At 54.8% G+C, this 24,556-nt stretch carries 26 protein-coding genes; 9 read left to right on the top strand and 17 right to left on the bottom strand.

Going from position 1 to position 24,556, the window contains the following annotated elements; all coding sequences use genetic code 11:
- Positions 1–2 precede the first annotated feature (2 nt).
- Together DTL42_RS17390 and DTL42_RS17385 are read right to left on the bottom strand one after the other, a co-directional pair.
- Positions 3–587, bottom strand: a complete 585-nt coding sequence (locus DTL42_RS17390) for a TIGR00730 family Rossman fold protein (protein ID WP_199590165.1) — start codon at positions 585–587, stop codon at positions 3–5.
- A 33-nt stretch (positions 588–620) separates the two neighbouring features.
- Positions 621–1,658: a DUF3500 domain-containing protein gene (locus DTL42_RS17385; RefSeq protein ID WP_114370287.1), complete on the bottom strand. Its 1,038-nt coding sequence runs from the start codon at positions 1,656–1,658 to the stop codon at positions 621–623.
- Positions 1,659–1,869: 211 nt separating this feature from the next.
- On the opposite strand from DTL42_RS17385, the gene DTL42_RS17380 reads away from it, so the two are divergent.
- On the top strand, positions 1,870–2,760 hold the full coding sequence (locus DTL42_RS17380) for an alpha/beta hydrolase (RefSeq protein WP_114370285.1): 891 nt from the start codon (positions 1,870–1,872) through the stop codon (positions 2,758–2,760).
- A 407-nt stretch (positions 2,761–3,167) separates the two neighbouring features.
- On the top strand, positions 3,168–4,028 hold the full coding sequence (locus DTL42_RS17375) for a CBS domain-containing protein (protein ID WP_114370283.1): 861 nt from the start codon (positions 3,168–3,170) through the stop codon (positions 4,026–4,028).
- 7 nt (positions 4,029–4,035) lie between these two features.
- Here the strand turns inward: DTL42_RS17375 and DTL42_RS17370 are convergent, their stop codons facing one another.
- The 4 genes from DTL42_RS17370 to DTL42_RS17355 form a co-directional block, all read right to left on the bottom strand.
- Positions 4,036–5,325 (bottom strand): hypothetical protein, encoded by a 1,290-nt coding sequence (locus tag DTL42_RS17370; protein WP_114370281.1) that lies wholly within the window; start codon positions 5,323–5,325, stop codon positions 4,036–4,038.
- 131 nt (positions 5,326–5,456) lie between these two features.
- On the bottom strand, positions 5,457–6,341 hold the full coding sequence (locus DTL42_RS17365; RefSeq protein ID WP_114370279.1) for a phytanoyl-CoA dioxygenase family protein: 885 nt from the start codon (positions 6,339–6,341) through the stop codon (positions 5,457–5,459).
- 766 nt (positions 6,342–7,107) lie between these two features.
- Positions 7,108–7,782, bottom strand: a complete 675-nt coding sequence (locus tag DTL42_RS17360) for a leucine-rich repeat domain-containing protein (protein WP_114370277.1) — start codon at positions 7,780–7,782, stop codon at positions 7,108–7,110.
- Positions 7,783–7,833: 51 nt separating this feature from the next.
- Positions 7,834–8,196 carry a TraR/DksA C4-type zinc finger protein gene (locus tag DTL42_RS17355; protein ID WP_158545438.1) on the bottom strand — a complete coding sequence of 121 codons (363 nt, stop codon included), beginning with the start codon at positions 8,194–8,196 and terminating at the stop codon, positions 7,834–7,836.
- Between the two features lie 223 nt (positions 8,197–8,419).
- On the opposite strand from DTL42_RS17355, the gene DTL42_RS17350 reads away from it, so the two are divergent.
- From DTL42_RS17350 to DTL42_RS17340, 3 genes are all read left to right on the top strand, one after another.
- The gene (locus tag DTL42_RS17350; RefSeq protein WP_114370273.1) at positions 8,420–9,313 is read left to right on the top strand and encodes a family 16 glycoside hydrolase; all 894 of its coding nucleotides are present in this window, start codon (positions 8,420–8,422) and stop codon (positions 9,311–9,313) included.
- Positions 9,314–9,421: 108 nt separating this feature from the next.
- Positions 9,422–9,877, top strand: a complete 456-nt coding sequence (locus DTL42_RS17345) for a hypothetical protein (RefSeq protein WP_114370271.1) — start codon at positions 9,422–9,424, stop codon at positions 9,875–9,877.
- Positions 9,878–10,122: 245 nt separating this feature from the next.
- Positions 10,123–11,112: an acyl-CoA desaturase gene (locus tag DTL42_RS17340; RefSeq protein ID WP_114370268.1), complete on the top strand. Its 990-nt coding sequence runs from the start codon at positions 10,123–10,125 to the stop codon at positions 11,110–11,112.
- A gap of 85 nt (positions 11,113–11,197) precedes the next feature.
- On the opposite strand, the gene DTL42_RS17335 is transcribed toward DTL42_RS17340, so the two are convergent.
- Both DTL42_RS17335 and DTL42_RS17330 read right to left on the bottom strand, forming a co-directional pair.
- Positions 11,198–11,968, bottom strand: coding sequence for a response regulator transcription factor (locus tag DTL42_RS17335; protein WP_114370266.1), 771 nt, complete (start codon positions 11,966–11,968; stop codon positions 11,198–11,200).
- 42 nt (positions 11,969–12,010) lie between these two features.
- On the bottom strand, positions 12,011–12,985 hold the full coding sequence (locus tag DTL42_RS17330) for a sensor histidine kinase (RefSeq protein WP_114370264.1): 975 nt from the start codon (positions 12,983–12,985) through the stop codon (positions 12,011–12,013).
- 282 nt (positions 12,986–13,267) lie between these two features.
- Here DTL42_RS17330 and DTL42_RS17325 point away from each other — a divergent pair, with 282 nt between their 5' ends.
- A complete protein-coding gene (locus DTL42_RS17325; RefSeq protein WP_114370262.1) occupies positions 13,268–13,828 on the top strand; it encodes a hypothetical protein in 561 nt (186 codons plus the stop codon).
- A gap of 151 nt (positions 13,829–13,979) precedes the next feature.
- On the opposite strand, the gene DTL42_RS17320 is transcribed toward DTL42_RS17325, so the two are convergent.
- Positions 13,980–14,378 carry a hypothetical protein gene (locus DTL42_RS17320; protein WP_114370260.1) on the bottom strand — a complete coding sequence of 133 codons (399 nt, stop codon included), beginning with the start codon at positions 14,376–14,378 and terminating at the stop codon, positions 13,980–13,982.
- 306 nt (positions 14,379–14,684) lie between these two features.
- The gene (locus tag DTL42_RS17315; protein ID WP_234824248.1) at positions 14,685–16,124 is read right to left on the bottom strand and encodes a hypothetical protein; all 1,440 of its coding nucleotides are present in this window, start codon (positions 16,122–16,124) and stop codon (positions 14,685–14,687) included.
- Between the two features lie 222 nt (positions 16,125–16,346).
- Here DTL42_RS17315 and DTL42_RS17310 point away from each other — a divergent pair, with 222 nt between their 5' ends.
- Positions 16,347–17,510: a serine/threonine protein phosphatase gene (locus DTL42_RS17310; RefSeq protein WP_114370258.1), complete on the top strand. Its 1,164-nt coding sequence runs from the start codon at positions 16,347–16,349 to the stop codon at positions 17,508–17,510.
- A gap of 87 nt (positions 17,511–17,597) precedes the next feature.
- The gene (locus tag DTL42_RS17305) at positions 17,598–18,101 is read left to right on the top strand and encodes a DUF3592 domain-containing protein (protein WP_114370255.1); all 504 of its coding nucleotides are present in this window, start codon (positions 17,598–17,600) and stop codon (positions 18,099–18,101) included.
- 39 nt (positions 18,102–18,140) lie between these two features.
- Here the strand turns inward: DTL42_RS17305 and DTL42_RS17300 are convergent, their stop codons facing one another.
- The 4 genes from DTL42_RS17300 to DTL42_RS17285 all read right to left on the bottom strand — a co-directional run bounded on the left by DTL42_RS17300 (position 18,141) and on the right by DTL42_RS17285 (position 22,416).
- Positions 18,141–19,790: a hypothetical protein gene (locus tag DTL42_RS17300; RefSeq protein WP_158545437.1), complete on the bottom strand. Its 1,650-nt coding sequence runs from the start codon at positions 19,788–19,790 to the stop codon at positions 18,141–18,143.
- Positions 19,791–19,881: 91 nt separating this feature from the next.
- On the bottom strand, positions 19,882–21,573 hold the full coding sequence (locus DTL42_RS17295) for a hypothetical protein (RefSeq protein WP_114370251.1): 1,692 nt from the start codon (positions 21,571–21,573) through the stop codon (positions 19,882–19,884).
- Positions 21,574–21,663: 90 nt separating this feature from the next.
- The gene (locus tag DTL42_RS17290; protein ID WP_114370249.1) at positions 21,664–22,185 is read right to left on the bottom strand and encodes a protein-tyrosine phosphatase family protein; all 522 of its coding nucleotides are present in this window, start codon (positions 22,183–22,185) and stop codon (positions 21,664–21,666) included.
- Positions 22,186–22,203: 18 nt separating this feature from the next.
- Positions 22,204–22,416, bottom strand: coding sequence for a hypothetical protein (locus DTL42_RS17285; RefSeq protein ID WP_114370247.1), 213 nt, complete (start codon positions 22,414–22,416; stop codon positions 22,204–22,206).
- 171 nt (positions 22,417–22,587) lie between these two features.
- On the opposite strand from DTL42_RS17285, the gene DTL42_RS17280 reads away from it, so the two are divergent.
- A complete protein-coding gene (locus tag DTL42_RS17280; protein WP_114370245.1) occupies positions 22,588–23,028 on the top strand; it encodes a hypothetical protein in 441 nt (146 codons plus the stop codon).
- Positions 23,029–23,064: 36 nt separating this feature from the next.
- Here the strand turns inward: DTL42_RS17280 and DTL42_RS17275 are convergent, their stop codons facing one another.
- The 3 genes from DTL42_RS17275 to DTL42_RS17265 form a co-directional block, all read right to left on the bottom strand.
- A complete protein-coding gene (locus DTL42_RS17275) occupies positions 23,065–23,658 on the bottom strand; it encodes a hypothetical protein (protein ID WP_114370243.1) in 594 nt (197 codons plus the stop codon).
- Between the two features lie 202 nt (positions 23,659–23,860).
- A complete protein-coding gene (locus DTL42_RS17270) occupies positions 23,861–24,070 on the bottom strand; it encodes a hypothetical protein (protein WP_114370241.1) in 210 nt (69 codons plus the stop codon).
- A 61-nt stretch (positions 24,071–24,131) separates the two neighbouring features.
- Positions 24,132–24,539: an ester cyclase gene (locus DTL42_RS17265; protein WP_114370239.1), complete on the bottom strand. Its 408-nt coding sequence runs from the start codon at positions 24,537–24,539 to the stop codon at positions 24,132–24,134.
- Positions 24,540–24,556: the final 17 nt, after the last annotated feature.

Below are 24,556 nucleotides of genomic sequence, written 5' to 3'. Positions count from 1 at the left end.
AATCACGTCTCCGTCCGATCGATCCAGCGGGGGTTCTGCGGCGGGTGGGCGGCGATTAGTTGTTCTAAAATTGCGTTGGGCTCGTTCGCGGTGAGCAGCAGTTCGCGATTGCCTTGGTACAGAAACGCCTCGTCGTGGGCGTGGTCGAGCATCGCTAGCAAGGCGTCGAAAAAACCTGCCACGTTCAACAGGCCGCACGGTTTGTGATGAAAACCAAGCTGGGCCCAGGTCACCACCTCGAACAATTCTTCCAGCGTGCCGAACCCGCCCGGCAAGGCCAGGAACCCGTCGGAGAGCTCGGCCATCTTCGCTTTGCGCTGGTGCATCGAGTCGACGACGATCAACTCGTTCACACCGTGGTGAGCTAACTCGCGTTCGACCAAAGCCCCAGGGATCACGCCGACGACTTCACCGCCAGCAGCGAGCACGGCATCGGCGACGGCGCCCATCATGCCGACTTTGCCGCCACCATAAACCAGACGGATCTTCCGCTGGGCCAGCAAGCGGCCTAATTCAGAAGCGACTTCCGTGTAAACAGGTCGGCTACCAGAGGCCGACCCGCAAAATACGCACAAACTGTCCATCATGGGTGCCGATTTTTGGAGACGCCCACGCAAGGCTTACTTCGCAGGAAGGGCGAAGTCACCTTGCAGGTCGCGCCACACGCAGTGAATGTGATTCGCCGGGTTACCCGAAACGTCCGGCTGAGCGTTGACGAACTCAATTAAAAACGTTTTTCCCTGAATGCGGTAGTAATGCGGAACCCCTTTTTTCAGTCCGCCAGCCCAAGCAAAGTGAATGCTTTCCCAGCCACCTTCCTTCAAAGCAGCGTACCGTTTGGCGGCCACGTCTTGGGGCATCGCTGAAATGTAGGTATCGATCAACGTGGTCAGCGTGGCCATTTCGTTCTTATTGAGGTGCCCCCAGGCAATGCCTTCTGGAGCCGTTTGCGGTGGGTGCGTTTCGCCCGCGTTGCGAATCTCGGAGGGGCTCTTCTCGGAAATGATCGCCACCTTCTGCTGAGCCGGCGCCATCATGTTGATCAGATAAAGCCCCAGGTCTTCTTCCTTCTTCAGAATGGCCATCCCCTGCGGGTAACCTTCTAGGTGGTAGTCTTCTTTCAGTTCCGCTGGATTCGTGGCGAAAAACTGGGGCGTTGAAGAAACAACCTCGTCACCTTCCACCACAAAATTCAGCGAAAGGTGATGCCCTTCAAAGCTCAGCCCCCAGCGCTGTCCTTCCTTCGGCTCGCCAAAGATCGACACGTAATAACGCAGTGGGTCGCGAATCGGCCCTGACTTTTGCACATGCTTCAGTAGCGCCTCGTTGGCCATGATTTTGTCGGTCTTGTCGTAACCAATCTGGCTGAGCGCGACCTGTAGCAGATCGTGCGTGAGAGCCCGCTGCTGGTCGGTCATGTCCCGCATCATCAGACCTTTACGTTCATCCTTGGGGATGAAGTGCCAGCCCACGCGTTTGTCGCTATCGTAGGGAAACAACATCGCTTGGCGCTGTTCTGCGTTCAGCGAATCGACCAGGGCCGTAGCCGCGCTGGTCATCTTGGTTCCGGTCCCGGCCAAACGATAATAGGTGTAAGCAGTCGTGCCGCTCACCAGTGCGACAACCAACGTAATAGCAGCAAGCAAACTTTTTCGCACGGTAGATCCTTTGGAAGGCAGTGGGCAAGGGGAAGCCGATCGGTAAAATTCAACCGGCTGCCAGGATTGGGGGGGGAATAAAAATGTCGTGAATTTCTGAAATCATACAATTTAATAAGTTACCATGTGAAATGGCTTGGTGCATCCCGCGACCCCAATTGCGACCAAAGTTTGACACCTCCTTTGTTTTCTACCCTTCCGGAGTTTCATCATGCGAATTCAGTTTGCCTTAGGACTATTCGCCGTCCTGCTTGCTACCACATCCCTTGTCGCAGCCGACCCAGCCAAAGAACCCCTCTGGCCGGAAGGGGCGCCTGGTGCCCATGGTACCGAAGATAAGGATATTCCCACCATTACCGCCTATATGCCTGCTTCCGAAATCAACACTGGTTGCGCAATCGTGGTATGCCCAGGGGGTGGTTACGGCCATTTAGCCACCGGGCACGAAGGGGTCGAGATCGGTGAATTTTGGAACAAACATGGCGTAGCCGCGTTCGTGGTCGAATACCGCCATGCAAACCGTGGCTACAAGCACCCAGCTCCGCTGCAAGATGCCCAACGAGCGATCCGCACGGTGCGTGCCCGGGCTGAAGAATACAACTTAGATCCCAAACGGATCGGCATCATGGGCTTCTCGGCTGGGGGGCACCTGGCTTCTTCCGCCGGTACTCACTTCGACAAAGGGAATCCCGATTCCAAAGACCCTGTCGAACAGGTCAGCTCGCGGCCCGACTTCATGATCCTTTGCTACCCGGTGATCGCGTTCGACAAGCCGTATACGCACAAGGGTTCGCAGCGAAATCTACTGGGCGATGACGCCCCGGCCGAGTTGGTTGCCGAGATGTCGAGCGAACGCCAAGTCACCGCCGAAACGCCTCCTACGTTCTTATTTCACACCACCGAAGACACCGCTGTGCCTCCGCAAAACAGTGTTGATTTCTACATGGCTTTGAAAGAAAAGGGAGTTCCTGCGGAGATGCACATCTTCGAGAAAGGACGTCACGGGATTGGCCTCGGGAAGGATGTTCCAGGGTCGGCAGCATGGCCAGATTTGTGCTTGGCCTGGCTGAAAACCCAAGGCATGGTTCCCGCCGATCGATAAGCAACTGCGTGGGCTGGCTGGGCCAGTTAATGGCCTAGCTACACCACGGTTATCTCTTTGCCAAGCAAGGCGAACCGTCAGCGGCGAGCTGCGGCGGACTCTACATCCGCCGCTCTCGCCGAATGCCCAGCGAAGCGTCCTCGGACGCGAATCGCCAATACACGCCTGACAATCGTTATCTTCCGACGAATTCGCGTCGTAAATCTCTAGCTACGGCTTGGCATTTTATCTGCAAATAGCAGCTTCAGCCGTACACTTTCTCAAGCCCCGCCTTGCGACGTTATTTTATGGATGGCTGCGCACGTAATCTAAATTTGTTCAGTCATTTCATCCACGAATTCCGGGACTTACGTTGGTCGCCCCCGTACGATTGGCAGCGCGGTCCTCAATAAGAGCAAGACAATATCATGATTGTCCGCGAATCGTTTCTCAGCCACGGCATCGAGTCGCTGGTGACCTTCAATCCCATCTGCATCCACCGCGATACCCAGCTCGACGAACTGCTGGAAAGACTTTATTCCACCGGTTTTCATCATTGGCCGGTCATCGATAACGAGAAACGACTAATCGGGATTGTTTCCGATCAAGATATCGTCCGCGCTGCCGCCGAAAGAGAAGCCGCCTCCACCAACTTTCAGGTGCCGCGCGACTCGCTGCAAATATCGATTGCCGATATTATGCAAACCCACTTAGTCACCATCGATGCCCAAGAGACAGGCCAAACCGCCTTAGCACGCTTCTTAGAAAGTGGCTACCACTCGCTGCCGGTCACCCAAGGCGAAAACTTGGTCGGTATGATCACCACCAGTGATTTCATTCGTGAATTTGCGTACAGCCAACATCCCGCCAAGGATGTTGCCGTCTCCCAAATTTACGACCGCTTGCCGCACTTGATCGACTCGGAAACCACCTTAGACAATATGCGGATCGAGCTGCTAAGTCACCACGCCAAGTATTGTCTGGTGACGCAAGGTGAATACACGTTGGGGGTTCTCTCGGAACGGGATCTTCGTCGGCAAAAGTGTCGCGAGATCGCGCAAACGCTGTATCATGAGAAGCCAGCCCAGGTTACTCGCGCGATCGAATTGATTCGGCCCAACCACCACGTGCCGTCCAATACCACCTTGGGGGACGTCGCCCAATGGATGAATGAAGCGCAAGCCAATGTCGTCATGGTCTGTTCGCGCGATCTCCTGCAAAACGGGGTGATCTCGCAAGAGCACCTCTTACAATACGTGGCGAATTACGAACAGAACGCGAGCACTTAGACAAGCGTTAGTTGCCCAGCAGCGTCAATCGTTCGACTTCCAAAGGAAAGTCTGCGTATGTGCGGATGCTGCTGGCTTTTGCCGAAAGAACACGAACTTTGGCCGTGTTGCCCACCGCCGGGCGATTGTTGCGGCGGGCTTCCAAGTCGACACGCTTTTCGGCACGTGCCAAATCTTGCTGGCGATCGTTTTGCTGTTTGATCTCGGCCTCGAACTGCTGTTGCGTTTGCAGACGCCGGGTCCGCAAATTATCGCGATTTGCCGACAAGCGTCGCGCTTCGGCTTGAACGAGTGCCAAGTCTTGCTCATAGCCGCTCACCAGGCGTTCTAACCGAAAAATCTCGCGTTGCAGGCGATCGCGGCGGTTGGGGTCTTTCGTTCTTCCTAGTTCATCATTCAGCCGAAAGATATCGTCCACCAACAAGGCAAGCTCGTTCCGAATGACACGCTGCTGCGCGTCTAACTGGCCAAGCGCCGCATTGAGCGGGGCTTCGGCCTGATCGAACTTCTGCTGCTCTTGCGTCCACTCGCTACGCAGTTGATCGACTCGAGCGGCCGCTTGTTGCTTGTCGATATCAATCTGCTTGCGACGAATGGCAATCTCTTGTTGTTGCTGCATTTTTTGCAGCTTCTCTTGTTGCAAAGCGTCGTCTTTGGCATCTTGCTGTAACGTGGTCGAGGCGGTGAACAGCGTAGCCACGTCTTGATAGTTGTTCTCGAACTCGACTTGCCGAGAACCGACCAGCGCCGGCTCGATGGCGTCGCGAGCCCGCTGCACTAATGCGGCCGAGACCTCACCAGAACGAGGCCCTTCGTAGAAACCGAACAACCTTCCCATTAAGCGAATCGTCTCGACCACTTCGGCTTCCTGGTCAGGCATCAACTCGCTGGTGGGTAACTCTTTGCCTAGCCGCGTGGCGAAGACCAACGCGTTGTCGAACTTCTCTTGCAGCGTGCGCACCCATATCAAGCCACGCCAGCTGGGATAGTGCTTGCGATCCAATTGAATCGCCGCGTCAAACGCAGCGGCGGCTTCGTCGTACTGATGATGCCGCAACAAAGCCAAGCCGGTGGCATAAAAGACATTCGGATCGCGCAGCTGCCCGGCTGAAGCTTCCCCGCGGCGGACAACGTCCATGCCTGCCGGCCCGACTTGCCAACCTTCTTTCAGCAGTTCCCCAATCAACGCATCGGCATCTTCTGCCTGAACCGATGGCATGGGGGCCAACAACGTAGCGGCCAGCAAGCCCCCCATTGTCAGCGTGCGGGCAAATTTACTCAGGGTTTTCAACGCCACGAAATACTCCCACGCCTGAGACGCAACAAGAAATGCAGAAGACAAGTCCAACCGGAAAGACCCACCGTATCGTAGGTAGGTTCTCCAAAATTGACAAGCAACTTTTCGTCCCAGGCTGCCCAACGTTCCCGCTACGCGATCGACGCAGGGTTGAAGAGCAGGGGAAAGAACTGCCCTTCCATTTTTTCCCCAGGCGCTATCGGCGGGACACCAGTTAGCAATTCTTCGTTCTTATCGCTAACCACCCCATCGCGAAAAGCATTGATCACCACCGCGCGGCGTGGGCGATCGATCCGGTTTTCAAACGAGCCATGCACGGTTAACGCATGATGAAACGTCGCTTCGCCTGCTTTCAGTTCAGCGGCAACCGGATGTTGAAACTTCTCCCACTGCTCGTCGGTAAGCACCTCTTGAATCGCTTCCATGTTGCCCGCCAAGCCAGTGATCGGCAGCAAGTCCCACTGGTGACTACCGGGGATATACTGCACGCAGCCGTTTTCATTCGTGGCGTCGTCCAGACCGATCCAACAGGTCAGGTGGGCAATCGGTTTAGTGCGTGTCCAATACGAGTAATCTTGATGCCAGGCCACCACGCCGCCATGCTTGGCAGGCTTACAGAAAAGTTGATCGTGCCAGAAACGGACCGATCCCCCCAGTAATTGACTGGCCGCCATCACAAAACCAGGTGCCCACAACACATCGTGAAACGCTGGCCGCAATCGCCACGCCCCCAACGCATGAAACAAAACCTTTTCCGGCGTGGTCGATTCGTTGCTGTGGTACTCGTACCACAATTCTTGCCCTTCGTGATCTGCCTCGAAGAACTCTGCCAACTCGGTCTTCAACGCTTCGATCTGCTTCTCGTCGAGAATCTTCACCCCGGTCAAAAAGCCTTGCTCATGAAACGTATCGACCTGCGCCGCCGACAAACGATACGGCTCCCACCCGGCGGCATCGGTCGGCCAGGCAAACAAATCGGTGGCAAGTTCGTGCAGTTCAGACCAGTCTCGGGCCATGGGGAGATACTCGCTCAGGAAGAGAGAAGGGGTGGGAATTCAGCAGCAGGCTTGTTTATCGCAAGCTACCGCACAGAAATCAAGTCGTTCGCAGTCCCACTTGAACGAAGCAGCAACACCACCGTAGGGTCCGCTGGGCGGACCGCTCCCACCTATTGGCGCGTGGTAGCGCAAACAGGTTACGGTCTGCGGTGGGTGAACAAGCTCCAGTCCACGTAACGCTATCCTACGCTGACGCGATCTCTCAACATATCGTGTCTACTATGCGGACCAAGCAGAAGGCACACGCAGTACCAACAGAAACCACATTCCGTTCCGCACAGCGGGACCCTACATGGGCATTCTCCATCGTGCTTGAAATCGCTTTTCCCTCAGCCCCAAAGGGGCGACAGTCAATAGCCAGGGGCGGAAGCCCCAGGGAAGTATGCGTTCTCGAAATTGAGCCCCAACGGGGCGTTCGTAGCCGTCAAGTCGACCAGGGGCTTCCGCCACCTGGCTATTGACGGTCGCCCCTTGGGGCTGTTGGGCACGCCTGGTTGGTAGACGTATCGGCCTTTTTGAAACAACCGGGCCAGGCATATGGGATTGTCTACTAGGGCCACTTCTGCATCGGCGTGCTTGACGAAAAACAACCTGAGTTCAGTGTTACCTATGTGTCCGAACGGGTGTTCCCCTTGTGTCCGGTCTAAACACGGTGCGGGCCCAACCTGCCCAATCGTGGTAAGCAAACTCCGGTCCGCACAGCGGACCCTACCTGATTTGGCTTTTAATGCTTGTGATCGTGGTTGTGATCATGGCCATCACTGTGATCATGATCGTGCGTATGTCCGGCCTGGCTACCGGCGGGGTGCAGATCGTTAAAGTGGATATGCAACTGAGGCCGCGCCTTCACCAGGTTCGACATACCGTCGTCGGTTAACTGGGTTCCATCCGCGTAAAACGATTGCAACTGCTCCATTTGGGCAATCGCGGGCAACGCTTGATCGGTGATCGGCGTATCGATCAGGTGCAAGTAAAGAATCGTTTTGCTCTGGCCCACTTTTTCGATGCCGGCATCGGTTAGTTTCGGCGAACCAATCCGCAGCAATTCCAAATTCGGCAATGCGGCGATCTTGGCTAGTCCTGCGTCGGTTAACTGGCTGGCCGGTAGATTCACGATTTCCAGGCTATCCATTTGGGCAATCACATCTGCCTCGGCATCGGTAACCGGGGTTTGATCCAGCCGCAGTTCGCGGAGCTTGGCCGTTGGCTGCATCGCTTGAAGCTGCTCGAGCGGCACTGCTGAATTGACCACATGAATGCTATCGGTCGCCGCCGATTCGACATCTTGCCACTGCCGCGCGAAACTTATTTCATCCAACGGCTGTACCGCTGGGGTGGGTGGTTTCCCAAAGCAGCCGGTCAATAACACGCCAAGCGAGAGCAACAAAAAAGCACGCATGATTTTCTCGATTAGAAAACAAAAGGGCAGGGGGCAATCCATGAGCAGTCGTTAACCGCAGCGAGGACAACGCAAGCGATACCGCGTGAGACCACCCCCGCGCGACGTGCCAGACATCATAATCTCGCCACACTTCGGACAAAAATCTGGCTGCGTATCGTCTTCGCCGTCATCATCTTTTTGCTGGCACGCAACGCAGATTTTGGTATCAGGGAAGATCTCTAGGCGTTCCGCTGGAATGGTTTTGCGGCATTGTTCGCACACGCGGCCATCTCCCCAATCTTCTTCCTCGTCGCGGGGGTAGTCGATCCGCAGCCCCACGCGGCTACATTCGCCACAAACGAGCTTACTGCCGCTGCGTTCAAACAATTCTTCAATGATTGCCGCATCGGGGTTTTCTTCGCGGCGCAGCATCCCTATTTGGTGCAAAAGCCGGAGTTTTTCGGCTATTCCCACCAAACGGTGCCAATGACAATCGGGGCAGCTTATTTCTCTGAGCATGGAATTCTGGGGCAACACAGCCTGCGAACGGGTGGCTATCGTTTTTGGAGCTTTGTCCGACTAAAATAAGGAGCCGCAATCGGTAGCCCCATGCTATTATTGTTACAAAAATCCCCGTCCTCGGAGACCACCTCGCATGTCAAAACCGGTTTTTCTCGCGCTCGTTTGTTGCCTTGGCTGGGTTTCGCTAGCCAATGGTCAGGAATTTCTGAGCGGAATTGAATGGCCAGAGCCCCAAGTCGTTACCCCAGGCGAAAAGCCGACCGATGCCCCCTCGGACGCCACGATTTTGATCGGCTCCGAAGGCATGTCGGCCTGGAAAGGGGGAGACCAATGGAAGTTTGCCGAGGGTGTCGCCACGGCTGACAAAGGTGGCATCGAAACGAAAGAAGAATTTGGCGACGTGCAAGTCCACCTGGAATGGGCATCTCCGGAAGAAGTGAAGGGAAGAGGGCAAGGTCGCGGCAATAGCGGCATCTTTTTTATGGGGAAATACGAGGTGCAAATCCTCGACTCGTACGATAATCCGACCTACTTCGACGGCCAGGCCGGTGCGGTCTACAAGCAATCGCCCCCCATGGTCAACGCCATGAAAAAACCAGGCGAGTGGAACACGTACGACATCATCTTCAACCGTCCGGTGCGTAACGACAAAGGGGACGTGATCGCTCCGGCTCACATCACCGTGCTGCATAACGGCGTCGTGCTGCAAAACAGCTACGCCGTGCGTGGTAGCACCAACTGGCACAAGCCGCCAGCTTACGAACCGCACGGCGAAAAGGGGAGCATCGGCCTTCAATTCCATGGCAACCCGGTTAAGTTCCGCAATATGTGGGTCCGCGAGATCAAACCGATCGAGCCTACCTTCGTGCCGGAAGACACCGAGATGGTCCGCTACAAAGCCGACTGGAGCACCGAGAAGATGAAGACGGCTCCTGCTCCAGAAACTTCTGCCGCCCCGGAAGAAAAAGCCGAACCTGAATCCAAGCCTGCAGAGCCGGCCAAGGAAGACGCGAAAGAAGAGAAGTAACCTTCCTCCTCAAATCTAACAAGATTTTCCCACAATCGACGTACGTTAACGAAGTCTCTCGGTAGATATCAATTAGCGTGCGTCGATTTTCTTTAGGTAGGATCTTCGATGCTTGTTCGTACTCTGATTCTCACAATTTTGTCATTTTCCTTCGGTGTCTCCGCTCTTCTAGGCGACGAACCGCAGACGCATCTCGACGAAGCGTTCCGTCCGAAGGCATTAGAAATGACCCCTCCGCTGCTTACTTCAGGCAAGGAAATCAGGAAGTATGTGGGGAAGTTGATTGCGATTCGTGGCAAAGTCTCCGACACAAAAATCCCAGATTTATTGGGTGTAGAAATTGCCTTGCCCTCGCATGAACTTCGCGGAAAGGAAGCCTATGCTGTCGGGATTCTCGGCGAGTCGACCGTCTCGAAAGAGGAAATTGAGGAAACGTTTCGCAATTACGGCCCCATCGCCACCCAAGGGGCAGGAACGTACTACAAGCTCTACTCCGATCTGTCTTTTACGCCAGCAGAAGCCAAGCCATGGCCAGTTAAGCGATCAGCCAAAGGGGATCGCTAGCTCTGCATTCCCCTAAACGCCACAAAAACCCCCGCAATAGGGACATCATCCAACCTAATCCTGGGGCTGCAAGTCGTGTAATAGGCCGCATTTACATAACTATTACACAGCTGCGACACGCCATTTACTCTCGTCTGGACGATTCCCCTTACAATTCCTGCAACGAGGCAACACTTCAGCCGGAATGCCACAAGTGTTGTGCTCATTTCTCTCCCCCCGCACAGATCGAGATTGAAGGAAAGCCCATGTCGATCGTCACTGAAAAAGAAGACCTATCCCTCCTCGGCGAAAGCAATCTTGTTGCTGAGAAGCGTAAACCTCGTAATATCAAAAACCTGAAGAAGCAATCCAATCGCCCTCGGCAATCGAAGCCGATGTCGCAGCGTTTCCGTCACGGCGGAGCCTGGGCCACGATCGGTTGGATCGGCATGATTCACTTGGGTGCCCTGGCGGCTCCGTTCTGTTTTACCTGGGTTGGCTTGTTTACGGCCATCTTCCTGTACTACTTTACCGGCTGCGTTGGCGTCACCTTAGGTTTGCATCGCTATTTGACTCACGCTGGCTTCCGCACTTACAAGCCGGTTCGCTGGGCGTTGGCCTTTATCGGTCAGCTCTCGGGCGAAGGTTCGGCCTTGGATTGGGTCGCGACGCACCGCAAGCACCATGCTCATAGCGACAAAGAAGACGATCCTCACTCGCCGCTCGATGGCGGATGGTGGGCTCATATCATCTGGCTGTTCCCGCACCACATCGCTGCCGAAAAAGACGAACTCCACATGCGTTGGGGACCCGATCTACGCAAAGACAAGGTCATTTGGTTCTTCCACAAGACCTTCATTGTCTGGCATTTGCTGCTAGGTGCCGCTTTGCTGGGTGCCGGTTACGCCATTGGCGGCTGGTACACCGGGATCTCGATGGTGGTGTACGGCATGTTCCTTCGCTTGACCATCCTGCTGCACGTGACTTGGTTCGTGAACTCGGCCACGCATATGTGGGGTTATCGCAACTACGAAACCACCGATAAAAGCACCAATCTCTGGTGGGTTGGCTTGGCTGCCTTCGGCGAAGGCTGGCACAACAATCACCACGCTTACCCCCGCATGGCCGTGCATGGCCACAAGTGGTGGGAATTCGACCTCACCTGGAACGTCATCCGCTTCATGCGAATGTGCGGTCTGGCCTGGGACGTGGTCGACTACAAGCAAAAGACCAAGGACGGGGCGTTGAAGGTTTAATTACCCAACGTTAGCGTCATCGCCTTAAAAAAGGCTCGGCCAATTTGGTCGAGCCTTTTTTTTTGAGTTCTTTCGCCAACGCGAACTACTCGTCCGCTTCCGCGTCGTCAGTGGCGGCGATGTTCTCATCCCCGTTGCGCAAAAACTGGTAGCCAGCGTCCCGAATGGTGATGAAGTGCTTCGGCTTCGACTTGTCTTTCTCGAACATCTTCCGCAGCCGGGCGATGAACTGATCAGGGGCGCGGGTCGAGACGTGACCAGGCATTTCCCACACTTCCCGCAGCAACTCTTGCTTCGGAATGATACGCCCTGGATTGGTGACGAAGTAATGCAGCAGCTTCGACTCTAACTGCGTCAAGCGAATCGGTTTGCCGTTGACGAACGCCTGGAAGGTATCGAAATCGATCTCGACATCGCCGAAGCCGTATTGATGAAGCAGCTCTTCCGTGGGATCTTTCTGCGGCTGACGGCGACGACGCAGCGACAGCAGGTTCTTCACGCGGCTGAGAAACTCGTCGAGATCGAACGGTTTCATCATGTATTGATCGGCCCCCACATCGAACCCGCGGGTACGGTCTTCGGAAAGGGTCCGCGCGCTGAGGATCAAGATCGGCATATCCTCGCCGTTGCTTCGCAAGGTTTCGCACACGGCGTAGCCGCTCATGCCGGGCAACATCAAATCGAGAATCACCAGGTCGATTTTCCCGGTATTTTCCTCGACAATCCGTAGCGCCGAGCGGCCATCTTCCGCCACAAACACATGATAGCCTTCTGCTTCTAGGTTGTATCGAATTCCGATGGCCAAATGCTCTTCATCTTCCACCACCAAAATATGCGTTTCAGAGTTCGATTTCATCGTCTATCTCAGTCTTCCCATACCACGGACCAAGTTGTCCTGCTAACGATCACTCGTGTCGGTCGGCTCGGTAGAGTGATCGGACGCACGAGCTTCGACCAAGGTTTTCGCCCCTGGCAAAGTCACGACAAACATCGTTCCGGTTCCTTTAGGCGAATCCTTCACGCGGACTTCACCTCGCATTCGGCGTACCAATGTCCTTACCAGGTACAGCCCCAAACCCGTGCCGGGCGTTTCGCGTTGGAGTTCCAAACCTAAGCGAACAAATCGCCCAAAGATCTTTCGCCGCTGCGAAATCGGAATACCAGGACCATTATCGGTTACCTCAACCACCGCTTCGTCGTTGTATTTCACCCGCAGTTGCACTCTTACTTCGGGATCTTTGCCTGAATATTTTACCGCGTTGTCGATTAAATTTCTAAAGATGATCTCAATATCGCCATGCAGCCCCTGAACGGTGCAGGGTACCGTCTTCACTCTGACCGTTTCTGGCGGCATTCGGTACAGCAACGTCACCGATTGGGCACAGCCAGCGAGCACCTTATCGAGCCTGACCTCTCCTTCTTCGGCATCATCGCGCCGACGATCGAGCCTGCCAGCCTCTAGCAGGTGATTGATCAAATGATCCAAACGCTCGACATCTTCTAGCATCGTTTCGTAGAAACCGCCCACCTTCTCTGGCGGAATCGAGCGACGATTGAGTGTTTGCAGATAAAGCTTCAGCGAAGCGATCGGGCTTTTCAGCTCGTGCGTGACGCTATCGATGAAGTTGGCCTGACGCTGGTTCAGATTGATCGCCTTGATCGAGAGAATCATGTAAAAGACGACCCCGGCCAAAATCGCCGCCAGAAATGTCGCCCCAATCGGCAGAAAAGTGAAGTAAAAAGGTGCCGAGTTCGGATCTTCTTTCGCCGCGAAAACCGTAATAATCACCCAGCCGATGATCATCGCGATCAGCAGCACAATCATGATCACGGCAATCGTAACCGGCAAACCTAAAGGACGGCGGCTAGACATGAAATTTCGGCAGTCTTTCCAGAACGTTCACAGAGCCCAAGGACATGCTTCCCATGATAAAGAATTGGGCAGAATTTCCTATTATAAACCCCCCAGCCGAGAATCCGAGGCCGCCTTACACCCTCTCAAGAGATTCGCCACAGAGATCACCCCAACTCAGCAGCACCGCACAGGCCAGAGGCCCGTGGCACACGATCAGGCGGTTCATCCTGGCTAGGTTCTGCCCAGCCAGGACAATATCATAGAAGCCATTCCCGTTCGACTCCTTTCATTGGCCAGTGGATGAATCGCTTAGCCCCGTACCTGTTTGCTGCTTCGATCCTGGGCCTCTGCTGGCTGGCGATGATGGGCGTGCATGAATTGGGGCATGTCGCGGCCGGGCTGGCTACCGGTGGAACCGTCGAGAAGGTCGTCCTGCACCCGTTGGCCATTTCCCGCACCGATGTTTCGCCGAACCCCAGCCCGCTGATCGTTGTCTGGAGCGGCCCGCTGGTGGGTGTCCTTCTGCCGCTGCTCGCCTGGCTGGCAATTCCGGCTCGCTTAGCCTGGGGAAAGGGGATCACTCAGTTCTTTGCCGGCTTCTGCCTGATTGCCAACGGGTCCTACATCGGGCTTGGCTCGTTGGCCCACATCGGCGATTGCGGCGAAATGCTCCGGCACGGCAGCCCCATCTGGTCGCTCTGGCTCTTTGGCGCCATCACCCTGCCGACCGGCTTCTGGCTTTGGCACCGCTTGGGAGAACTCGGCCAGTTGTTCCAACCGAACATGGTATCGCTGAAAGGGGCGATCATTTCGCTGATATGCCTAACCGTAATCACCAGCGTGATGCTTTGTCTAACATAAAACAATCACCCGTAGGGTACTCCGGTGTGTCACTGGGCATCTTGCCAGTGCGAAATAGAGACCAACTCAGCAGACCGGACGGGCCAGAGGCCCGTGGCACACTGGCCGGCGTTTTATGTTGGCTAGGTTCTGAATTACCGTCGTGAGTTCCCTAATAATCAACGGCCAAATGCCAAGGGATTTTCTCCTCGACTGCCCGGCTGAGGACTTTTTCCCACTCGGCGAGTTCTTCCAGAATGCGATCGGTATCGGGCATCGTCGCCGGATGTGTTTGCAGGTACTCGCTCAGGACTTGCACGGTTTCTAAACCTTGGTGGGAAGAAAACCAAGCCTCTTCCGGCAATTCAATCTCGGTCGGATCGACTCCCATCTCGGCCAGCAATGCCGCTCCTTCTGCCGGATCTTGGCTGGCAAATTCCATTAGCGGTACCACGTTCAACTTGCGAGCCAGTCGTGCCAACAGCGGTTCCCGCTCCGATAGCATCCGCCCGGTAACGGAAGGATCGAGCCCAGGAATGTCGCGCCGCAGGACGATGAAAAGCTCAGGCATAAAAACACCCCTCACTGAGTGCGAACAGAATTACTTTTTCGCTGATAGTTGGTTAAACAAACGTCTTCCATTCCGTAGGGTACGCTGTGCGTACCAGAATATGGAGCTTCGCTAGTTTTCAGTTTGAAGTGCTCAGTGTTCAGCAGGGGAGTTGCCATTGGTTGCCTGTTCGTGCTGTCGCCCCCTCACCCTAGCCCTCTCCCCGTAGGGGCGAGGGGACAGGAGAAGAGCGCGGCGGGTGGAGGCTTCGACTGGCAACGCTTCACTGAAAACTTCAAACCAGCGCAGCTTAAACTTCAAACTCGCCTACCGCAACGAATCCGACAGCTTCATCAACGTATCGACAATTTTCACCGTCGCATTCTCTTCGACGTAATTCGTCCCCAGCCAGGTTTCGTAGCCACCGAGGCGATGTTGCTCTGGCGTGGGTAAGTAACCGAACGAACCGTTGGCCAGTTCGATCGTGAAGGCGTCTTCAAACGGGCTGCGGCTTTTGATTTCCAGGCCGGTTTCGGTAAACACTTCAAACGGTATCGCCGTGATCCCCAAGTCGCCGATGCGCAGGACTTGCAGCGGCACGTGGACCACTTCAGGGGCCTCTTTCAAGCCGTCGATCCGCTCGGCATAAATCATCTCGCGGCGGTGCCCGGCTGGCTCGTCTTTGGCTTTGATTTTCACGGCGGCGAAATGCTTTTTCATTTCCTCAGTCGGCTGGCGAACTTTCAAAGGCAACTCAGTCGCAGCAGCCCCCAGCGGTACCCACGGGTGAAAGGTGATCTTCTCGTTCTCTGCTGCGACTTTGGTGGCCAGCTTGTCGGCGACTTCCTGCATCTTTTCGTATGCCGCGTACCGCTTGGGGTTCTTCTCTTGAAAATTGATGTTGTTCACATCGCCGCTAGTCCCGTTAGAAAGCATGCCCACGAACGGCGGCGATTGATCTTCGGCGGCTAGTTTCTCGGCGATGAACTTGCCGAAGTAGGCGAAGTAATCGCCGGAGACGTCTCCGCTAGGAACACCGCCGACGTAGTGCAACGAGTAATTCGCCAACAGCGCGATCGGCCTTCCGGCGACACTTTTCACCGAGATAAAGCTCACTTCCGGATCGGTCGGGCCGGCTGGTCGATCGAGCGATGCGCTACCCAGGGGCGGGTTCATCCGCACACGATCAACCCCGCCGAAAGGATTGCCAGTGTGAGCCGAGTCTTTCATGTACCAACGACGATTGAACACCTCGCTCGGTTCCTCGACCGAGCCCCAGCCAATCGTCGCTAGCTCTAACTGATTGACCGCACGACGGACTCCATCGGCGATACGTTGGACCACAAACTTCTGGTAGTCGGAAAGCTCGGCCTGGGTCAGCATCTTCGACTTACCCCGGGCCGTCGTCGCCGAGTGCGTATGGGTCGAAGCCATTAACTGGTGCGAAGCCGGAATCCCGGTCGCTGCGGTGACCAACGACTTTGCGGCGTCGAATACCTGCTCTGGTATGCCGACGTTGTCGCAGAGCACAATCGCCAGTTTCGTCTTCCCATCGTCCAGCACCAGGCAGCGGGCAAACAGTTCATCGTGAATATGCGTGGCCGGGATCGGCTCCCAATTGCCGACAATCATTTCCCCGAGCGGCGGCGTGATGTTGCTGGTCGCGGCGCCGGCCTGAAAAAGCTTCTCCGCCCCTCTCAGCGGCGCAGAACAAGCGGCCAGAAAACCAAGCACAACAATCAGCGAAACGCAAATCAGACGAGGCATGGCAACTTCCAATAGCAACAAAGGTTTGCAGGCAGGGGGAGGGGAGGAGGTTTGCCTCAAGCTATCGGATCCACGGGGCGTGTCAAGAAAAATGTCGTACCGCGCCAGCCTCACTCTGCTGGCAGACCCTCCTCTCAGGCAATTGATTGCCACGAGTCCTTTGTGCAAAATAACGTGCAGCACTTTGCCTAGCTTCTTTCTCTCTCGCCTGCCGAAAACACCATGCCACGCAATTTTCCTGCGTTGAATCGACGTACGTTTCTTTCTGGAATGGCCAGCTTCCCTTTGCTGAGCCAAACCGATTCTTTGTTCGCACAAGAAACCACGCCCCTTCATCTGCCGACCGATCCAAGTCGTGGTATCCGCGCAGGGTGGACGATGGTCGTTTTCCCCGACACGCAAAACTATGCCAAGTACCAGCGCAACCAGGCCCACTTCGAGCGAATGTGCCGTTGGGTCGACCAACATCTGGATGCCTGGCGAATTGGTCTGGTGCTGCACGAAGGGGACTTCGTCGAGCAAAACAACATCCCTACCGGCGGCGGCAAAGGTGGTGGCGATCAACATTCCGAGTCGCAGTGGGAAAGTGCCAAACGGGCTTTAGGCATACTCGAAAACAAAGTCCCTATCGTCTTTGCCACCGGTAATCACGACTATGGAATTCGCAACTCGGAATCGCGCGAAACCCAGGTCAACGATTACTTCCCCATCACCGGAAACAAGCTTGTCTCTGACGGGCAAGGGGGCGGCATCTTGCTTGAAACGTGCCCGAACGCCCTCGGGCAACCATCGCTGGAAAATGCCGCTTACGAAGTCGCCTTGCCAGCGGGCCGCAAGCTATTGGTCGTCGCTTTGGAATGGGGCCCTCGACGGGAAGCGGTTGCCTGGGCGAAACAGCTCGTTCAGCGCGAAGCGTATCGCAACCACACCGGCGTGCTGCTGGTGCACGACTTCCTTACGCCAGACTCCATCCGCGACGGCCAAGATGGCAACCACCAGCGCGGTGGCAATCCGCATACCTATCCCAACGGCAAGAACGGCAACACTCACGATGGTGAAGAGCTGTGGCAATCGCTCGTTCACGATGCCCCGCAATTTCAAATGGTGCTCAACGGGCACGAGATGGGAAGCCACGTTGGCCGCCGAGTCGATCCGAACGCCGCAGGAACGCCCGTGCATCAAATGCTGTTCAATGCCCAAGGGCTGGGGGGTGGTTCGTTCGAGAAAAGTAACGGCGGCGATGGTTGGATGCGGCTGCTCACATTTGAACCCGATGGCGTGACGCTCACCGTGCGCACGTTTTCCCCCTTGAAGCTCGATGCCGGCGAATCCCCTTGGTGGAATCACCCCTCGTGGTGCTTCACGCTGCCAATTCAGCCTGCCTAACCAAGGCTCGCTCCCCCTATAGCGAAAATGCGCGGGCCGACGTTTTCGCGCACACGTGTCACCGTACCTTGCTGGTTTTGATCTGCTATGCCTGCTTCGCCACCGGAATCGTTTTCTTTTGCCACCATCGTCAAGAACGATCCGTTTTGTATTTGGCTGAGCAGTTACCTGCCGATTGGCATTAGCCTGATCTTGGTGCTCAAGTGGAGCAACCAGTGGCAGAACCAGGGCAACATCTGGCAGTTGTCGGCCAGCAGCGCGCTGGGCTGGACGTTCCTGGGGATCGTGGCGTTCGCGATCGGTGCGGCGATTCTCTGCTGGCGCGTTTCCAGCATCCGGCACATTTTAACCGCTGGCCCGCGGGTGGAAGCCACCGTTACCAAGGGGAATTTTCGTAAACACGGCGTACAGGTTGAATTGACGTACGCGTATCTCAACCAAACCTACACGCCCTTTTTGCTGCTTACCAAAACAGCCGCCAGCGAAGCCCTGCGTGTTGGTGCCAAAGTCGAGGTAGCCTTGGCTCCGCACAATCCCCAGCGAGCGGTTCTCGTCAAGTTGTTCGCCCCGACAGAAAACGAGACGGTTTAACGAGTAAGCATCGTCTTCAATCTCTTCACCAACGGATGCTTAGTAACTAGCCTTACCGGCCATTGGCAACGAATCCCTCAGCGCTTGCAAGCCAGGAGAAGAAATGTAGCCCTTAAATTGCACGTCTCTCAGCGTGGGCATCCCGTGTAGATGTTGCAACCCAGCATCGCTGAAACACTGACCCTTACCAGTGAGAAATTGCAGTTTAGGCAGCTTGGCGATCTCGCGGAAGGCATCGTCCGTAAGCAGCGGACAATTCACCAGCCGCAGCCCTTCTAAATTCGATAACGAAACTAAGTGCTGGATCCCTTGGTCTCTGATAGGGCATCCAGACAGGACTAAGCTTGTTAAACTTTGCAGCTTACCAATTTCTGCCAAGTGCTGGTCGTTCGTTTCTGACTTCAATAAAGACAGAGTCTTTAAACATTTTGCCTTAGCCAACAAGCCGTACCCGGCGGGGGAAATATTTTGCTGTCCATGCAGACGAAGAATCTCTAGCTTACTTAACCCAGCCAAAGCCTCCATCACCCGATCGTTTATCGGACAATGAATAAAGACATTCGTCAGTTCCTTCTGCGAACCAAGCGACGTTAGCACATCTTCCGCAGGCAGTTTTGCTTGGCAGTAAAATTGCTTGGCTGAAGTGCAATGGGCCAAATTCGGCCAGAGATCGTCGGTGAGCCTGCCGTACCACTCAATTTTAGCGTTGTTATTTTTATCGAAGAGGGTAATCCATCCAGGTTCAATATGGACTCTGACCGCCGTGGGGCCAATTACCTTTAGAAAACCGCCTGGGGTCGTTTTCGTATTCATCAGTTGGAATCGCTGCAGTTTTCCGCCAGGGGGAAGTGCAATCAGGCCAGCGTCGCTGACCGAAACGTTCAGCAGATCTATCTCGGTAAGCGTGTTGGCCTCCAAGATTTTTCGCATCTGTGCGTCTTGAATGTCGGCGAAAGCGATTGTTAGCGACTGAAGTGTCGGATGCCCGACAAATGCTTCGGCCCAGCGGTTCCCCTGGGGAGCAACGATCGTGACCGTTTGCAGCTTCGGTTGTTGCGCCACCCAGCGTAAATTCTCTTCGGAAAGCGTTCGGCAGGAAAGTGTCGTCAGTCTTAGGCTAGGCATTGCTGCCAGATGCTCGATCCCCTCGTCGGTCACCTCCAAGCTATGCCGCAGCACTTTCAATTTTGGCAGCCCGCCCAAGTAGCGAAGTCCTTGCTCGGTGATATCGGTTCTCTGAATATCGAGAACTTCTAGTTGCTTCAACTTGCCAATCGTTTTTAGCCCCTGGTCACTGATAAGAGTTCGCCATACGGCCAGCCGCCGCAAATGGGGCAAGTCGCCCAACACTTCCAGCCCTTTGTTCGAGATTCGATTGCCCGCCACGTCCAGTTCTTCCAACGAAGTAAGCTCACGCAGAAGTTCCAGATCTTGATTGATAATCAGCTTGTGCTGCCAATCGACTGTGATAATGTACGAGAAATAACGACTCCCAAACGCATCGTGCAACCAACTAGGCCCCCAAGTCCCCCAACGCACGCTACCATTTTTCTCACCAATCTGCTGGGCAATCGCATGCTGCCGATCAACCCACGTCATGTGCGACCGCCACAAACCAAAACAAACCGCCGCCAACGTGCAGAACAATAGCAGCGTACGCAGACCAAACTGACGAAGAAATCGGGGCATCAAAACACTTACCAAGCGAAGCGAGCAGGGCAGAGTAAACATTAGGCTGCTTCGACCGTAACAGATGCCAACCTGCCAGGCAAACAAATCGTTACAGGGGAAACCGCGGTTTTAGTTGGTCATACACTTCCACCAACACCCCGGGCAGCGCCAGACGTAAACGCTCTTTCCCGGCTGCCGACATGCGGGCCCTAAAAACTATCAGCTCTTTAAGATGAGTCATTTCCATCAAGGACGGAATGTTTTCATCTTTGATAATGGACTCTGTAATCTTCAGAGTTTCTAGCTTCTTTAGCTTCGCAATCTCAGCTAAGACCTCACCGTCGGGCTGCTCTTTAAACCCGATAGACAGCTCCGTAAGCTGCGGCAGATCGGCCAAGTACGCGATGCCCTGCGGGGTTATCTCTCCATGTGACACTATGGCCAAGCTTTGCAATTGCTTGCATGCACTGATTGCGGCAAGATGTTTATCGGTTAACGGAACCTCGGCGTCCAGTAGAAGTGTTTCAAGGCAAGGGCAACCCTTCAGTGCCCGCAGCCCATTTGGCGTGAACTGATCTCCGACTGTTTTCACGGCAATCGTACCTAAGCTTGGCTGGTGGCTTAGACCCGCCAAGGCCGTGTCGTTAAGTGGCGCATCAAAATAACAACCACTCAGGCTGGGCAGCGAAGGGAGATGACTTAAGTCGATTGCCACCTTCTTAGAACTCACAGAGAGATAATCCGCATCGCTCAGGTGGGCTAACCCTGGTATATCGTCCAGGGGGACCGGTCCTGTGTAACTCAGATACAACGATGGAAGTCCCATGGATGACATCGAAATGGACTCCTCGCTGATACTTATCTTCAACGGCTTGCGATCACCAAAATGAGTCAGAAACCCATTGGCCGAAATCTTGGTTCCTTTCACATGGACCGACAGCCAATTCCCTAAAGCGGCCAAGGCGGGCAAAACCTGATCGGATACAGGAACGTTCGTCAGTATCACTTTGTAGAGATCGTTGGTTTTGATCAATTGCTTTGCTTGCTCGTCGGTAATCGCCGCGTCGCTAAGAACAATCTGGCCCATCGTGGGGTGATGATAAAGAAATCGAGGCCAATCCGGCACCTGCGGGCTTTGTAGCGTAATCCCACTGAACCGAATTTTAGGAAGCAGGGCAAACCCTTGTTCCGATAATTCCTGTACCTGCAACTCTCGAAAGTGAACCACCGGCAACTGAGCGACGGCTGCCAGCCCCTCGTCGGTGAACTCAAATCGGTGGTACAGTTCTTCCAGATTGGGAAGCGGAGCCAGACGCGAAAGCCCTGCCTGCGTTACCTGGGTATGCTTGATATCAAGGGCTTCCAGTTCCTGCAGCGTTGCCAGCTTGGTTAGTCCGTCGTCCGTGATGCCGGTTGCACAAAGCGCTAGCCGGCGCAAGTGTTTCAGCCCTTGCAGATGCCCGATCGTCGCGTCGGTAATCAGCGGATTGCCAGCCAAATAAAGCCGCTCGAGCGCCGGCAAATCTTCTAGCACCTGCAGATCGGCGTCGTGAAGTTTCTTTTCCTGCAGATGAATCGCCACGACTTGGGTGAAATAATAATCGCCAACCCAATCTCGCACCCACCGCAGCCCCGACGTCTTCCATTCGATGGAAGCTCCCTTCTCAAGCAACTCCTTCGCCACCGCATGCTGCCGATGAATCCCATCCATCTGCCACCGCAGCAGACCAAACACAATCGCCACCAACAAGCAGAACAACAGCAGCGTGCGCAGACCAAACTGACGAAGAAATCGGGGCATCAAAAACTTACCAACCGAAGCAAGCAGGGCAGGGTAAACATTAGGCTGCTTCGACGGTAACAGATGCCAACCAGCCAGGCAAACAAATCGTCACTTACCAGCCGGCTGCATCAGGGCCGCGCGGTCGATATGGCCTAGCTTGCGGCCCCAGTCGTTTACTGCTTGCATCAAGGCTGCATCGACCAACGTATTGTGCCCAGGATGGGCGTCGGGACAGCGGTCGATGATCAGTTGCTTGGCCGGTCGCCCACCCATGCCTAGGCCAATCAAGTACAACCACAGCACCGTGGGACAGCGCATTTGCCCCGCCAGGCAATGCACATAGACCTGCGAGCCAGGCAGGTTCAACATCGCATGCAGCGTTTGAATTGCGTTAAGTGCCTGCTCGGTGGGAATGCGGCTATAATCGGCCAGCGGAATATCTTTGACCTGAGTAAATCCGGCCGCTCGAACGGTGGCCAAACTTTCCGCGTCGCTCACATTCAAAATGTGGGTTATCCCCATCTCTTGCAAGTAAGCAACCCGCTCAGGCGTCGCAAATCGACCAATCGCAATCCGCGTGGTGATTGGGTAAACACCTTGCTGCAAAGCTTCCATCAACTTCGGGTGCATTGAATTCTCTTGGGGACTCTAGTCGTTTCGCGTTCGTTCCCACAATAGCCGAAACCACTCGGCCGCCTCAAGTTCACTACGCAGCGGGGTTTGAATGAACTTAGGGGCCCGGAAGATATATTCTGCGGCTTTCGCTTGCCCAACCTCGTCCAACGAACGGATATGCGCCGTAACCGCTGCTAGCGAAAAGTCGACCTGACCAGAGCCGAGCTCTTTGAAATTGTTGGGCAACTCAGGCGATAGAATATAATCGAAGCCAGTTTATTGAGGTCTGCGTCATCAATCCAAGAGACGCGACCAGCGGAAGCCCAGCATTCGTGGCAAATCGGTCCGTTGCCATGTTGGATTACGGGCGCAGACATCAAAAAAACTACCGATACTACAAAGACGGAACCCATCATCATGAATGAAGCAGAACCACAGAGTTCCTATATCTCACCGGTCGAGGTCGTGAAGGAGAGGCAGACCGAACCATCCAAAAGCAAGCTTGGAATGCGGACGATCGAATACGCCGCTTCGTTTTTATTGGGCCTATCGGTAATGATGCTGCTTTGTCAGTTGTTTCCGTTCAAATTTTGGGCCGAGAATGCTAGAAGCCTCTTACCTTTCGAAGAAGTGACTACCAGCGAAGTCGATATGCAAATGTGGAAAGATTATTATTGGTGCTTCTTCTACTTTCCTGCCATGTACTGGTTTGGGGTGTTTTGGATCGCAATAGCCGGGAGCATCGCTACATTCCGTTCAGAATGCCCGAGGCCTGCAACCCTGATCTGCCTGGGACTCATCCCCATGAGCGCCATCGGCTTTTTCGTGGCCTCGGGGACGGGGTTTGCTCCCTTATGAGATATGGCCAGAGCGATGCTTTCAACGCAAAGTCAGCTAGTCGTTTCGCGTTCGTTCCCACAATAGCCGAAACCACTCGGCCGCCTCAAGTTCACTACGCAGCGGGGTTTGAATGAACTTAGGGGCCCGGAAGATATATTCTGCGGCTTTCGCTTGCCCAACCTCGTCCAACGAACGGATATGCGCCGTCGCCGCTGCGAGCGAAAAGTCGACCTGACCAGGGCTGAGCTCTTTGAAATTGTTGGGCAACCCAGTCCACAGTACATAATCGAAATCGGTTTGCCGTGCCCAACGTTCGATCGCCGGGGGGACTTCTCGCAACTGCGGAATTTCAGAAGAAGGATCTTTCCGCCAAACGCCTACCTGCTTGGGCGTTGCCCCTTCGCGAATTCGCAAATCATTAATCGCCTCACGCACGTCCTCGCGATGACTCACCGTGTAGGCAGTCGAACACTCGGCCCCTAGTTGATCCTCAATCACCAACGTCAGCGCTTTTTGCCGCCGGACCGAGATCCGCGAAAACTCTAGCCGCAAACGTGGTCCGTCGTAAACCCACGGCCCGTGATGCTGATCGAATTGTGGCCGGTCGTCCCAAAGCAAGGACCCCCAACCGATAATGGCGGTTTTCATGCGTGATATCTCAGTTTTTTCACCTACTATCGTAACGCATTTCAAGCCCCAAGTGAGCCTCCCCTGGGGTTCTCAGGTAAATTAATCCAAGCGGCCTATCATTTCCACTTTGGAAATTCCGCCTGCCGAAGCGGCTAGTTACCGACTTACCTCCGCGGACTTACGCTCTGGCCAGCTTGAACTACTTCAAGAAGTGCTCGGCCTAATTGGCGTTTTTGCTGCCGTTACCAACCAATTGAAACCAACAGCGGAAGACAAGGACCAGCAGCAACCAGAGAGATAGAAACACGACCACTTTTTCGCCAAAAAACATGCTCCGCTGGGCGACCGCCGAGAAAACGAATTTGACCCCAAACGGCAGCAGAAACGCCACCGCAGCCAAGATGTAAAGGGGATTTAGAAACGCTCGCACAACCACTTTCTTTCAAACCGATAGGAAATATGCGTCCAAGAAGCAGCCGAGTTCCCTGCAATCAGCGTTTGCGTGAAGCCAGAAGTTGCTCGGCAAGATCTGTCACGATCCATTCCTCAGCGATCAGGTCGTTCTGAAATCGGCTGGTTACCATATCGCGCCAGACAATCTGTTTCTGCGAGGCAGGAAACCCTTTGAACGCGCCAAGCTGCGTCCCTTGAAGCGTTCGCTGCCAGGCAACTCGGTCCTTGCTCTGCACGAGAATCTCAACGTCAACCTGAAAATCAGAAAACGCCCGGCGATACACGCTCAAGACTTTCCGAATACCAGCATGCCCCAACGACAAATCGTCGCCGGCAATATGAGCAACATAGTCGGTGGCGAAATAATCTTCCACCGCAGCAAAATCGCCATTCACATATAGCCCCACGTTCGCAGCCAAGATCTTCGCAGAATACAACGGTTTCATAGAGATCCAACCAAGTT

This window comes from Bremerella cremea (genome assembly GCF_003335505.1).
Classification (GTDB): Bacteria; Planctomycetota; Planctomycetia; order Pirellulales; family Pirellulaceae; genus Bremerella; species Bremerella cremea_A.
This window is presented reverse-complemented; position numbering and strand designations above follow the sequence as displayed.